Genomic DNA, 12881 nt, shown 5'->3' on the forward strand with positions numbered 1-12881 from the left:
CGGCGCACCGGGAGCATGGGAAGCATGACCCAACCGATCGACCTCTCCGCCGCGCTCGCGAGCTTCGAGCGGATCTGGAGCCCGCGCGTCGTGGCCACCGTCAACGACTACGACGTGCGCGTGGCCAAGACCAAGGGCGAGCACGTCTGGCACGTGCACAACGACACCGACGAGTTCTTCCTGGTGCTCGACGGGCAGTTGCGGATCGCGCTGCGGGAGGAGGCGGGGGAGCGGGAGGTCGTGCTGGACCGGGGGTCGCTGTTCGTCGTCCCGCGCGGGGTGTTCCACAAGCCGTCGTCGCCGGCGGGGGCATCGGTGCTGGTGGTCGAGCCGTCCGGGACGTTGTCGGTGGGTGATGAGCACGACGAGGTGCCCGACCACGTCGATGTCACCGTCGGTCACCCGCTCGCAGGCGATGCCAGGTGAACGAGAGGTTTGCGAAGCTCACCACAGCGCACCTCACCGATGCGTGCGTGCGGCTCTGCATCGAGGTCCGTTGCGTGTCGCTGCGCACCGTTGTCCCAGGTGGTCGGGTCGCTGGCCGGGTGTTGCCCGCGCGGCACGCCGGGAGCGTCGACGTGTTCCTGGAGGCCATCGACGCGGCCGAACCGGGGGACGTGCTGGTCGTGGACAACGGCGGACGGCTCGACCACGCCTGCGTCGGGGACCTGGTCGTGCTGGAGGCATGGGAGGCCGGGCTCGGCGGGGTGCTGGTGTGGGGGCTGCACCGCGACACCGCCGACATCGCCGCGATCGACCTGCCGGTGTTCAGCCTCGGTGCGATCCCGACCGGCCCGTTGCGCCCGGAGACCCGGTCCCCGGACGCGTTGCTGTCGGCGACCGTCGGCCCCTGGACGGTCACCGCGCGTGACGCCGTGTTCGGGGACGAGGACGGCGTCGTGTTCGTCCCCGCCGACCGGGTCGACGACGTCCTCGGCCGCGCCGAGCGCATCCGCGACACCGAACGCGCCCAGGCCGACCGCATCCGCGCCCGGACGCCGCTGCGCGCCCAGGTCCGGTTCGCCGACTACCTGACCCGCCGCGCCGCCGACCCGGCGGTCACCTTCCGCGAGCACCTGCGGTCCGTCGGCGGGGCGATCGAGGAATGACGCCGGTGTCGGGCATGATCGTCATCAACCGAACTACGACGTTGGGGGCACCCGTTGACTGACATCGCCGAGGACCTGATCGCCACCGCCCGCGTCGCGGGCACCCTGCTGCGCGACCCGGCCGTGGCCGCCGCCTGGGACCGGCCCAGCGCGCTGCCCGAGTTCGGCGTCTCGGGCCTGTGCGGGCACGTGGCCAACCAGGTCCTGCTGGTGCCCGCCCTGCTCGCCGCCGACCGCCCGGTCGCCGAGACCATCCCGCTGCTGGACCACTACTCGCGGTCGCTGTGGGTCGACGCGCCGGTCGACTCGGAGATCAACACCGGCATCCGCGACGGCAGCGAGCGGATCGCCGCGGACGGTCCCGCCGAACTGTTCGCCCGCTACGACGCGACCGTCGACGAACTGGCGCGCACCCTGCCCGGGACCGACCTCACCCGGCCCGTGCAGGCCCCGTTCTGGCCGACCTGGTCCCTGACCCTGGGCGATTTCCTGATCACCCGGATCATGGAGCTGGTCGTGCACGGCGACGACCTCGCCGTCAGCGTCGACGTCCCGACCCCGGACTTCCCCGACGGCGGCCTCCGGCTGACCCTCGACCTGCTGACCGGCCTGTCGGTCCGCCGCCACGGCGCCCCCGCCGTCCTGCGGGCCTTCAGCCGCGCCGAACGCGCACCCCGGCAGATCAACGCGTTCTGAGCTAGGGGCGGGGTTCGCGGGTGATGTCGACGACCATGCCCTCGGGGATGGTGACGCCGGTGTCATCCCAGGCGTAGGTCAGGCTCGAGCGCACGTCCACGACCCCGTCCACGCGGCGGGTCAACTCGGTGATGACGTCGACCCAGCCGCGCCGCTCCACCTGACCCTCGAAGGTGACCACGCCACCCGCGACCCGGATGACCACCGTGTCGCAGGCGATGCCGAGGGCGCCGCGGAAGACGTCCTGGGCGATCTCCTCGGCGATGTCGTCATCGGCGCGGCGGAACACCGACAACAGGTCCGTCCGGCTCACCACGCCGACCAACCCGCCGTCCTCGTCCACCACCGGCAGGCGCTTGACCCGGTGGTCGGCCATCAGCCGGGCCGCGTGGGGAACGGTCGCGTCGGCGCGCACGGTCACCGCCGGGCTGGTCATCAACTCGCCTGCGGTCGTGCCGCGAGCCCGCACGCGCTCGGCGTGGCGGCGCAGCAGGGCGGGCACGGCGTGCGGCCGTTCCCGCACGCTCTCCTTGGCCAGCAGGTCGGCCTCGGACACCACGCCGAGCACGTGCCCGTGGTGGTCCACGACCGGCAGGCCGCTCACCGCCCGGTCGGCCATGAGTCGGACCAGGTCGGCGAACCCGGTGTCGGGCGGGACCACGGCGACGTCCCGGGTCATCACGTTCTCGATCGTCCTGTGCCGCATGGCGTCCTCCGGTCGGTTCCGTTCGCGGTGATCCGAACGTAGGCCGACGCGCAGGCGCGGCGCTGCCGCCGTAGAGCCTGGTTCCGGTACCCCGAAGGTCCCGTCCCGGTCAGGACTTCGGGTCGTCCGCGTGCCGCCACCGAGTGTCCATAGTGGTCGGACTGGTCGCGGAAGGCGAGGGTGATTGCCGTCGGCGCCGACATGGCCTGCACGAACCGCGTTGTTCGCGATAGGCGTCAGGGCGACCCCGAGTGCGGTCGGCCGGTGTCGTGCTCGGGTGCGGGGGCCACGCTCGCGGGTGGGGTTCGGCGGACGGTGCGCATGTGGAGGTCTTTGGGACGCAGAACTATCGCTGCCGCCGGTCGGACGCGGCTGCCTTCCGGTAACTCCAGGTCCCAGCGGGCGGTGATCGTGGCCAGGGCGAGCGCCGCCTCGATGAGGGCGAACCGGTCGCCGATGCAGCGGCGGGCACCCGCGGCGAACGGGATGAACGCCGTGCGCGGCGGTGGGGTGCGGTCGGGGGACCAGCGATGCGGGTCGAAGCGTTCGGGGTCGGGGTAGAGGTCTGGGCGGTGGTGGATGACGAAGGGGCTGTAGGCGACTGTCGTGCCCGCCTTCAGGTGGTGGCCGCCCAGGGTCGTGTCGGCGGTGAGTTCCCGGGTCAGCAGCCAGGCCGGGGCGCGTAACCGCAGGGTTTCCTGGATCACCTGGCCGGTGTACCCGAGGTTCGGGATGTCGTCCTGGGTGGCGGGGCGTCCGGACAGGACGGAGTCGACCTCGGCCCGCAACCGCCGGGCGACGGTCGGGTGCGTGGCGATCAGGGCGTGTGCCCACGACAGCACGCTCGCGGTGGTCTCGGTGCCCGCGAGCAGGAACGCGAGCACCTGGTCGGCGATCTCGGCGTCGGACAGGGCGTCGCCGGTGTCGGGGTCGCGGGCGGCCAGCAGCGCGGACAGGAAGTCGCCGCGGTCGGTGCCGGTGGCGCGGCGTTCGGCCAGCAGGTCCTCGACCGTGCGCCGCAGGCGGGTCACCGCGCGGTCGAAGCGGCGGTTCGCGGGCAGCGGCAGCCGGGTGAGCGCGGTGGGCATGGCCATGCGGCGCAGGACACCGGCGACGATCGCCTCCACGTCGTCGTACGCCGCGCGCACCGCGTGCTCCGGCAGCGAGTCGGAGAACAGGGTGGCGGTGAGGACGTTGAGCGTCAGCCGCGACATCTGCTCGTTGACGTCGATCGACTCCCCGTCGCGCCACGCGTCGACGACCCCGTCGATCTGCGTGGCCATCATGGCGGCGTACCCGCGCAACCGGACCGGGCTGAACGAGGGCTGCGCCAGCCGCCGCTGCCTGCGGTGCAGGTGGTGCGGGCAGTTGCTGAGGCTGTCGCCGACCACGTCGCGGGCGCGCTCGATGAACACGCCGCCCTTGTCGTACAAGCGGTCCTCGCGGAACACCTCGTCGGCCAGGTCCGGGTCGCACACCAGCACCGCGGCCGCGGGGCCGAGCTTGATCCGGACCAGACGGTCGGGCCGCGCGGCGAGCCGGGCGAGGAACGCCAGCGGTTCGCGGGCCAGCCGCGGCGCGTGGCCGAGCAGCGGGACCGCGCCTGGGGCAAGGGGAACGGGGGATGTGTCCATGCGCACCACCGGGACAAAAGGGGAAGCGGAGAGGACAACCGATGTTACCTGTCGGACGTTCCCCGGCGGAAGTGTCCCAGCCGTACTTGACCTCCAGCTAAGTCGATATCCGAGACTTCACCGGGAGATCAGCCGGTCGTTACCGGCGTTCCCGGTTAACAGATGCGTCCACAGAGTAGAGACCTGGGGGAGCCCATGCGGGCGATGGCGGTGCGGACCTTCGGCGGTCCGGAGGCCTTGGAAGCGGTGGACCTGCCCATACCCGAGCCCGGTCCGGGGCAGGTGCGGGTCCGGGTGCGCGCGGCGGGCGTGCAGCCTTTCGACACGCGGGTTCGCGCCGGGTGGGCGCCGCCGTCGATCCGGTTGGTGCCGCCGGTGGTGGTCGGCAACGAGTTCGCGGGCGTGGTCGACGCGCACGGCCCCGGTGCCTCCGCCTTCCAGCCGGGTGCGGAGGTACTGGGATTCACCACTCTCGGTTGCTACGCCGAGTACGTCGTGGTCCCCGAGACGCAGATGGTGGCAAAACCGCCCGCGATGCCCTGGGAGGTCGCGGGCGGCTTCCCGGCCAACGCCCAGGGCGCCTACCAGTGCCTGTCCGGCGCGGGCATCCACGAGGGCGACACCGTCTTCGTCAACGCGGCGGCGGGCGCGTTGGGCACCTTCACGGTCCAGTTGGCCAGGGCGTGGGGTGCGTCGACCGTCATCGGCAGCGCGAGCCCGGCCAACCAGGACCACCTCCGCGCGCTCGGTGCCGTCCCGGTCGCCTACGGCCCGGGCATGGTCGACCGGGTCCGGGCGATCAGCGACCGGGTGGACGCGGCGGTCGACCTGCACGGCGTCGACGGGTTGCGGGCCGCGGTCGCGCTGGTCGCCGACCGCCGCCGCATCCGGACCATGGTCGACGACGACGCCGCCACCGAACTCGGCGTCCCGCTCGTCGAGCCGGGCCGTTCGGCCGCGCGCCTGACCGAGCTGTGCGCGCTGTGGGAGCAAGGGCGCATAAAGGTCCACATCAGACACTCGTACCCGCTGGACCGCGCCGCCGACGCGCACCGCGGCAGCGAGACCGGGCACGGGCGCGGCAAGATCGTGCTCACCGTCGACTGAGGAACCCGCGGACATGACTCAGCGAACGCAAGCGGTCGACGAGCCGAAGGTCCGGATGGACGCGGCGCTGCTGCGGGTCGGGCTCGCGGTGGTGCTCGGCGTGCTCGTCTCGGTCGCCGACTCCACCCTGACCGTCGTCGCGATCGGGAGCATCGGCGCGGAGCTGCGCGCCGACACCGGCACCCTCCAGTGGGGCACCGGCGGCTACCTGCTCGCGAACTGCGCCGCCGTGCCCGCGTCGGGCTGGTTGCAGGCCCGGATCGGCGCGCGCACCGCCTGGCTGGCCGGCCTCGGCGGTTTCCTGGTCGCGTCGGTGCTGTGCGGGCTGGCCTGGTCGCCGGGCAGCCTCATCGCCTTCCGCGTGCTCCAGGGCCTGGCGGGCGGGGTGATCGGCATGGTGGCGGTGGTCGTGCTGACCCGCGCCGCCGGGCCGCGGCGGGCGGGCCGGGCGTTCGGCGTGCTCGCCACCCCGTCCTCGCTCGCACCGGTGTTCGCGCCGGTCGTGGCGGGCGCGGTGGTGGACACGTCCGGTTGGCGGTGGCTGTTCTACGGGCAGGTCCCGCTGCTGCTCAGCGCGACCGCCGCCGGTGCCCTGCTCGCGCCGCAGGGTGTCGGCATCGGCATCGCGGGATTCGTCGTCGGCTCGCTGGCCGACCGGTTCGGCGCCCGCCCGGTGATGCTGGGCGGCCTGGCGCTCACGCTGCTGGGCACGCTGCCGTTCACCGCGGCGGCGCGGGACCCGGACGACACGGTGCTGGTGATCGCGTTGGTGCTGCGCGGAATCGGCCTCACCTCGGTCACCATCCCGTTGTCCGCGGCGATCTACCGGAGCCTGCCCGACCCCGCGCAGGTCCCGCGCATCGCCACCATCAGCGCGGTCACCATGCGGCTCGGCGGCGCGCTCGGCGGAGCCGGGGCGGCGGTTGCCCTGACCCTGTCCGGGGACTCCGCGGCGGGCTTCGCCACGGCGTTCTGGTGCATGGTCGCCCTGCTGGTCGTGCCGGTCGTGCTCGCGGTGCTGCTGCCGAAGGACTAACGGTTCCGCTCCGCGGTCTTGCGCACCTTGGACCGCAGGGCGCGGCGGGCGACGGGGCCGAGGTCGTCCATGACCTCCAGCAGCACCGCCATCCGGTCCAGCGCGTCGAGCGCGGCCTCGGCGCCCGCCGCGTCCACCCCCTCGAACAGCTCCAACCCGACGAACCCCGCGCACACGGCCCGCGCCAGACCGGCCGTGTCCAGCACCTCGGCCACGGGCGAGTCGGCCAGCAGCCGCTCCAGCGCCCGCTCGACCGGGGTGATCCACAGCAGCAGCGCCGCCGCGGTCGACTCGGCCAGCTCCGCGTCGGCCTGGGCGCCCGCGAGCAGCTGCGCCAGGATGGTGACGTTGCCCGCGTCGCGCTCGGCGGTGTGCAGGTCGCGGCCCAGGGCCAGCAGCTCGCGCAGGTCGGTGACGCTGTCGAGGCGCTCGGCGAACAGCGCGACCCGCGACCGGGTCGCCACCATGCACGTCTCCCGCAGCAGCTGGTGCACGCTGCCGAAGTGGTAGAAGATCAACGACTGGTTCACCCCGGCCGCCGCCGCGATGGCGCGGGCCGAGGCGCCCGTGATGCCGTGGTCGCGGATGGTCGCCACCGCGCCATCGATCAGGCGTTGCCTGGTGTCCGACATGCCACCACCGTAGTGCCACGCGCGCACAGGTACGGGTAGGACAGCGCCAAGCCCAGGGCGGTGAACCCGATCCCGGCGTAGACCGGGGCCAGGTGCCAGAAGTCGGTGTAGTGGATGCCGCTGTGCACCAGCACCGCGGGCAGGAACCCGGTCGCCGCGGCGACGGCGAGCGACCACCACACCCAGACCGCGCCCGGCCGCCACCCCCAGGCCGACAGCAGCGTGATCGCCACGGCCGCGGACAGCAACGCGCCGCCGAACCCGGCCCGGTCGTGGGCGACGAACGCCACCAGCCGGTCGGACAGGGTGCCCGCGTCGACGCCGAGGTAGGTGAGGTCGCTGGCGACGAACACATCGGACAGCCCGACCAGCGACACCACCGCGCCGCCGATGAACAACCCGATGCCGGTCACCACCAGCAGCAACTGCCCGACCAGCGCCCACCGCCGCTCCCGTTCCCGCGCGGTCGGCGGAGTTGTCCACTGTGGAGGGTCGGTGCGGGGCAGCGTGGCGGCCAGGAACATCGGGAACAGCACGACCGCGACCGCGGTGTGCAGCGGCTCGACGAAACCGAGACCGATGAAGTAGACCAGCGTGCTGAACCCGATCCAGCCGGAGACCGCGTACGCATCGCGCGCCCACGGGTGGCCGCGGCGCAGGCCGCCGAGGGCGAGGGCGGTGTAGAGGACGCCGATCGTGACCATGGTGCCCGCCATGGTGATCCGGTCGTGCTGGAGGAAGCCGACGAGGTGGTGGTTGACCGCGTGCAGCCCGGCGAGGTCGGTGCCGAGCAGGTCGCGGTCGTACCAGAGCAGCACCGGGCCCAGCGTGATCGCGGCGGCGCCGAGGCCCGCGACGACCATGCCCAGCCCGACCAGCGCGCCCCACCACCACGGCGGCCACCGCAGCGGGTTGCGGCCGATGGTGGTCGACGGGGGAGAGGTCGGGGTGGCGGCTTCGATGACCCTGCCGTACCAGCCGGGTCCGGCGTGCAGCAGGACTTCCGGGCGGGCCAGGACGATCGCGTCCGACCCCGTCAGCGCGGTCGCGGCGTCGGTGGTGTCCGGGTCGGCGGTGTGGGTGACCGGCCAACTCGCCTTGACGCCGTCGACGTGGTCGACCAGGGCGGCGGCGACCTCGGGGTCGTCCGTCCGCACGATGACGGGCACCCGCCGGCCGCGCGCCGCCGCCCGCACGGTCTCCACGTCGCCTGGGCCGACCGGTGCGATCTCGAGCAGCCCGGCGCCGACCAGTGGCAACGCGCGCACCGCGGGCACGGCGACGCTCGGCGGCACGACCGCGCCCAACCGGACCCGGATGGGGATTCCCGCGATGGACCCGGCCAGGTGCGCGGGCGGGTGCCGGTGGCCGAGTGCCCGGGCGACCACCCCGCGGCCGCCGGGCAACCGCCCGACGGCCGCGAGGGCGCGCAGCGCCACCAGCCGCGATCGCCGTACCCCCAGCACGGCGTCCGCGATCGGGCGCAACGGGTGATAGGTCCAGTCAGGCATCAGGGACCTGTGACGTCTCGGTCCACGTCCGCGATGGGGTCCACCGCAGGAGGCGTGCCATCGAGGCCATCGTCACGAACTCGGGCAGGGCCCTGGTGACGGCGTCCCGGGTGCGGGCGCCGAACGGACCCGACCAGTGCGACACCGTGGAGAGCCGGGCCGAGCGGCGGGCCACCAGCTGCGCGCGTCGGCGCCTGCGGTGGTCGTAGCGGGTCAGCGCGGACGGGACCGGGTCGTGGTCGAGGCAGTCGGCGAGTACGACCGCGTCCTCCAACGCCTGGCAGGCGCCCTGGCCCAGAGCGGGGGACATGGCGTGCGCGGCGTCGCCGAGCAGTGCCATCCGGCCCTGGGTGAACGAGCGCAGCGGCGGTAAGTCGTAGATGTCGTGCTGCACCACGCGCGTCGGCGGCGCCGCGTCGAGCAACCGGGGGATCGGGTCGGGCCAGCGCGCGAACCGATCGAGCGGCCTGCCCACAACCGCCCCCTGCGGCTCGTCGAAGGACGCCGCGGCGAAGCAGTACACCCGGTTGCCGGGCAGCGCGGTGTAGCCGAACCGAGCACCGCGCCCCCACACCACAGCCGCCGACTCGAGCGGCTCGTCCAGCGGGTCGGTGACCACCCGCCACGCGGTGTGACCGGTGTAGCGCGGCTCGGGAGCGTTCGGCAGGCACAGCCCACGCACCGTGCTGCGCACACCGTCGGCGCCGATCACCACGTCCGCCTCGACCGAGTCCTCGACGCCCCGGTGCTCCGCCACGTAGTCGACGACGACCCGCCGGTCACCGTTGTGCACGTCGACGACCCGACACCCCGGCATGACCACCCCGTCAGGCAGCGCGTCCGCCAGAACCCGCACCAGATCCCGCCGATGCGACACCACCAACGGATGCCCGTGGCGACGGACCAACTCGGCGTTGTCCACCCGCGACAACCACCGACCGTCCCGATCGCGAACCCCGCCCCCGGACTCGACAACCCCCACGTCCCGCACCAGCTCGTCAAGCCCGATCACCCGCAACGCCCGCATGGCGTTGGGCCAGAGCGAGATCCCGGCCCCGACCTCGTCGACCCCGGGCGCGCGCTCCAACACCCGAACCCGCCACCGACGAGCCCGCAGCGCCACCGCCACGGCCAACCCGCCGATGCCACCACCGACCACCACAGCGGTCCGCTCCACGCCCCACCCCCAGGTATTGAGCGTTCGCTCAAACGCTCGAGCAGGAGACTAGAGCACGATTGAGCGATCGCTCAAGAGGGCTCCCGTGCTGCGACGTCGGGTGCACAGTCGGGGGCAACCGGGTCGGGGTACATTGCCCGCCTCGACCACGTGGTGTAATCGGTCGGAGTCGCCTCGTGTTGTCCGGGCCGGTGTTGTGTCGCCGTCCGCCCCGACGACTCCAGCGACCGATCAGGCGGTCGGCGCTTCGCGAGCCCGGGCGCAGGCAGGTGGCGCGATCCCGGCGCCTCGCCGCGTTTCGTGCGTTGACACGTCGGGGGCGGTCAGGCTCTGGGTGCGACTGTTCACAAAGGACCTGTATTCAGTCGGACGACCGTGTATCGACCCAGACCAGGGATCCCGGTGTCTACTTCGGCATGAGCGCGTCGGGCTTGACGGCCTTGTCGACGCCGATGAAGGCGTCCGGGACCGGGTACTGGCCGAGGACGAAGTTCAGGATGGCCGCGTGCATGGCCTCCACCGGCTGGATGGTGGCCGCGGTCATGATGCCGCCCGCGTCGGTCACGTTCGCCGTGGCGAAGGTGTAGGTCTGCGCGGCGGCGTTCTCCAGGTCGAGGGCGAGCTTGGCCACGTCCGGCACCGACTTCGCCGCGCCGAGTGCCTTGACCTGGTCGGCGGTGATGGACAGCGGCGCGTCGGTGATGGTGGGTTTGCCCGCCTTGCTGAGGACCCCGTTCCACGCCCCCGCGTGGTCCTTGTGCTGCTTCATCGCCGTCTGCACGAAGACACCGATCGCGGGCGGCACGGTGCCGAGGGTGCCCTTGCCCGCCGCGTCGAGCGCGCCGGTGTAGGCGGTCACGGCCAGGTTCTCCAGCGCCGCGGCCAAGGCTACGACCTTGAGGTCACCCTCGTAGGTCGCCGCGGCCGTCGTGGCCGGGGGCGCGGCGGTGGTGGTCTTGTTCGACGAACCGGTGTCGTTGCTGGAGCAGGCGGCCAGCCCGAGAGCGCTGACACCACCGACGCCCATCAGGAAACCGCGGCGGCCCGCTGCGCGACCGCGGGTGAGGTGGGCGAGGTTGGCGGAGAACTCGTCGAGCAGCTTGCGCACACCGGGGAAAGTGGACTCGTGCAACTCGTCGAGGTCCCGGGTCATCGCGGCCAGCTCGCGCTCGCTGATCTGCATCTCGGGGCGCTTGTCGGTGCTCACTTGACCGCTCCTTCCTCGACGGGCGAAGCCTTGTCGGTGGGGTAGTACGCGTCGGGGAAGCCCACGCTGCCCGCGGCGTCGGGGAGCTTGGCGGCGTCCGGCGGGAGTGCGATCAACTGCGGCGCGCCGCCGTCGACCAGCGCCTTGACCGCGAGCAGGATCGCCTTGTGCTGCGCCTCCACGCCGGCGACGCCGGCGAAGAGCTGGCGCAGCTCGGGGGTGGAGACCTGGCTGACGTTCTTGGCGTAGGTCTGCGCGGCGACGTCCTCCAGGCTGATCGCCAACGCGACCACGTCACCCGCGCCCTTGATCGTCGGAACCGCCTTCTGCACGACCGCGGCGTACTTGGCGTTCGGGTCGTTCTGCGCCTTGCCGCCGAGCTTGGCCACCGCGCCGTTGAACGCCTCGGCGTGCTCGGTGTGCTGCGCCATCGTCTTCTCGGCGAACGCCTTGACCACGGCGTTGGCGTCCGCGCCACCGATGAACGGCAACGTCAACGCGGTCTTGTACGTCGAGACCGCCAGGTTCTCCAGACTCGCCGCGGTCTGCAGCGCCTGCACGTCCACAGTGGTGGCCGCGGCGGGCCCGGCGGCGAGCAGCGTGCCCGCACCGGCCAACCCGGCGACCAGACCGGTCTTGCCCCAACCGGGCCACATCCCGCCGGGATCGCGTGAGCCGGTTCGTCCCGAGTGGGTCTCCAGCACGGCCTCGACATAGTCATCGAGGTCCCGCTCGGCCGTGCGCATCGCGTCGGACTGCAGGTCATCGGACTCGACCATCAGCTCGCGCAACCCGCGTTCATCGATCGGGCTCACCGCACACCTCCATCGCACAGCGGACCGCGCCACGACCGTGACGACTCCTCACTGCCACAGCCATTCGACAAGACGCGTCCACAAGTGCGCCAACCCGACACACGTCAACCACTCGAACGAGTCGACATCGTCGACCACGAGCATCAGTGGTTGCGAACACGCCAGGTGGCCGTAGCCCCAGCGGGCGGCGATCCGGGTGACGGTGTCCTGGCCGGGTGTGGCGGCCCGCAGGTTGGGGCGGGCGCAGCCGAGTCGGACGCGGCGCAGGTAGGCCACCGGCGTGGTGTCGAGGTGGCAACGGAATGTCAACCGCACCGCCCGGACGTCATGAGCACTACCCGGAACGCCTGGGCGGTGCAGTTGACGCGGCGGTCATCAGTTCACGAGGACCGGCGCACCACAGGTCCACATCGAGGCCGACCGCGCATGAAGTCGTTGGCGTGTGACGCCGCCCGTTTGGTTGACTGGGGTGGTGACCGAGATCGCTACCTCCCTTCCCGAGCTGGTCGAGCGCTGGCAGCGCGGTTGGGGCGCTTCCCGTGGGTTCGACCCCGCGATCCCGTTACCTGGTGGGCTGTCGGTCGAGATCAGGCTGCCGCACCGGCAGACCGAACTGATCTCGCTGACCCCCGACGACCTCGATTCGGTGCGCTCGCTGGTGGACCGCGCGGTGGGCGCCGATGTGCCGGTGTGGCTGACGGTGATGACCTCCCGGCCTGACGAGGTCGATCAGATCATGCGCACGGCCGGGCTCACCACGCTGCCCGATGAGTCCCTGATGTCCGCGGACCTGGCGGTCCACCCGTACCCGGGGCCGCCGGAGGGGTACGCGGTGGAGGTCACGGTCGAGCGGGACGTCGCCACGGCCGTGGCGGTGCACGCCTCCGGCGAGATCGCCGCGCGCGGATATCTGGCGGTGGTCGGAACCGACGGGATCGTCGACATGGTCAGCACGGAGCCCGCGCACCAACGCCGCGGCCTGGGCAGCACGATCATGGGCGCGCTCGCCGAGGCGGGCCGTGGGCTCGGCGCCACCACCGGCTTGCTGCTGGCCAGCCCACAGGGGCGCGGGCTCTACAAGTCGCTCGGTTGGCGGGTGTGCTCGCCCGCAGTGGTCGGCAAACCCGTGTCCGGCGCACCCATCAGCTAACCGGTTCCGCAGGCGGAGTTGGTCGAACTACTACCGGTCACACCACCGACCGATTGTGAACGGTTCCACGCTCTGAGACCGCCGGTCGAGCAGATCCGGGG

14 protein-coding genes are annotated in these 12881 nt (G+C 72.5%); 6 read left to right on the plus strand and 8 right to left on the minus strand.

Annotation, left to right across the window (positions count from 1 at the left end; translation table 11 throughout):
* Positions 1-24 precede the first annotated feature (24 nt).
* The 3 genes from V5P93_RS17125 to V5P93_RS17135 are packed head-to-tail and all read left to right on the plus strand — an operon-like array spanning position 25 to position 1805.
* On the plus strand, positions 25-426 hold the full coding sequence (locus tag V5P93_RS17125; protein ID WP_219824000.1) for a cupin domain-containing protein: 402 nt from the start codon (positions 25-27) through the stop codon (positions 424-426).
* Complete coding sequence (locus tag V5P93_RS17130) at positions 423-1109, plus strand: RraA family protein (protein WP_104479840.1); 687 nt, start codon at positions 423-425, stop codon at positions 1107-1109. Before V5P93_RS17125 ends, V5P93_RS17130 begins: the two co-directional genes overlap by 4 nt.
* Positions 1110-1163: 54 nt before the next feature.
* Entirely contained in the window at positions 1164-1805 is a 642-nt protein-coding gene (locus V5P93_RS17135) for a maleylpyruvate isomerase N-terminal domain-containing protein (protein ID WP_104479841.1), read from the plus strand.
* 1 nt (position 1806) lies between these two features.
* On the opposite strand, the gene V5P93_RS17140 is transcribed toward V5P93_RS17135, so the two are convergent.
* Entirely contained in the window at positions 1807-2511 is a 705-nt protein-coding gene (locus V5P93_RS17140) for a CBS domain-containing protein (RefSeq protein WP_104479842.1), read from the minus strand.
* A 236-nt stretch (positions 2512-2747) separates the two neighbouring features.
* Positions 2748-4145, minus strand: a complete 1398-nt coding sequence (locus V5P93_RS17145; protein ID WP_104479843.1) for a cytochrome P450 — start codon at positions 4143-4145, stop codon at positions 2748-2750.
* Positions 4146-4349: 204 nt separating this feature from the next.
* Here V5P93_RS17145 and V5P93_RS17150 point away from each other — a divergent pair, with 204 nt between their 5' ends.
* Entirely contained in the window at positions 4350-5252 is a 903-nt protein-coding gene (locus V5P93_RS17150) for an NADP-dependent oxidoreductase (RefSeq protein ID WP_374066307.1), read from the plus strand.
* Between the two features lie 13 nt (positions 5253-5265).
* A complete protein-coding gene (locus V5P93_RS17155) occupies positions 5266-6288 on the plus strand; it encodes an MFS transporter (protein WP_104479845.1) in 1023 nt (340 codons plus the stop codon).
* On the opposite strand, the gene V5P93_RS17160 is transcribed toward V5P93_RS17155, so the two are convergent.
* The 6 genes from V5P93_RS17160 to V5P93_RS17185 all read right to left on the minus strand — a co-directional run bounded on the left by V5P93_RS17160 (position 6285) and on the right by V5P93_RS17185 (position 11945).
* A complete protein-coding gene (locus V5P93_RS17160; protein WP_104479846.1) occupies positions 6285-6920 on the minus strand; it encodes a TetR family transcriptional regulator in 636 nt (211 codons plus the stop codon). The two genes, V5P93_RS17155 and V5P93_RS17160, sit on opposite strands and share 4 nt — an antisense overlap.
* Positions 6896-8431, minus strand: a complete 1536-nt coding sequence (locus tag V5P93_RS17165; RefSeq protein WP_104479847.1) for a hypothetical protein — start codon at positions 8429-8431, stop codon at positions 6896-6898. Before V5P93_RS17165 ends, V5P93_RS17160 begins: the two co-directional genes overlap by 25 nt.
* Positions 8424-9608 carry an FAD-dependent monooxygenase gene (locus V5P93_RS17170; RefSeq protein ID WP_104479848.1) on the minus strand — a complete coding sequence of 395 codons (1185 nt, stop codon included), beginning with the start codon at positions 9606-9608 and terminating at the stop codon, positions 8424-8426. The genes V5P93_RS17165 and V5P93_RS17170 overlap by 8 nt, the downstream gene beginning before the upstream one ends.
* A gap of 406 nt (positions 9609-10014) precedes the next feature.
* A complete protein-coding gene (locus V5P93_RS17175) occupies positions 10015-10815 on the minus strand; it encodes a ferritin-like domain-containing protein (protein ID WP_219824001.1) in 801 nt (266 codons plus the stop codon).
* Entirely contained in the window at positions 10812-11630 is an 819-nt protein-coding gene (locus tag V5P93_RS17180; protein ID WP_219824002.1) for a ferritin-like domain-containing protein, read from the minus strand. Before V5P93_RS17180 ends, V5P93_RS17175 begins: the two co-directional genes overlap by 4 nt.
* A 48-nt stretch (positions 11631-11678) precedes the next feature.
* Positions 11679-11945, minus strand: coding sequence for a helix-turn-helix domain-containing protein (locus V5P93_RS17185; protein ID WP_245931336.1), 267 nt, complete (start codon positions 11943-11945; stop codon positions 11679-11681).
* 157 nt (positions 11946-12102) lie between these two features.
* On the opposite strand from V5P93_RS17185, the gene V5P93_RS17190 reads away from it, so the two are divergent.
* A complete protein-coding gene (locus V5P93_RS17190; RefSeq protein WP_146108066.1) occupies positions 12103-12780 on the plus strand; it encodes a GNAT family N-acetyltransferase in 678 nt (225 codons plus the stop codon).
* Positions 12781-12881: the final 101 nt, after the last annotated feature.

Origin of the sequence: Actinokineospora auranticolor (assembly GCF_041897805.1) — a bacterium.
Lineage (GTDB): Bacteria > Actinomycetota > Actinomycetes > Mycobacteriales > Pseudonocardiaceae > Actinokineospora > Actinokineospora auranticolor.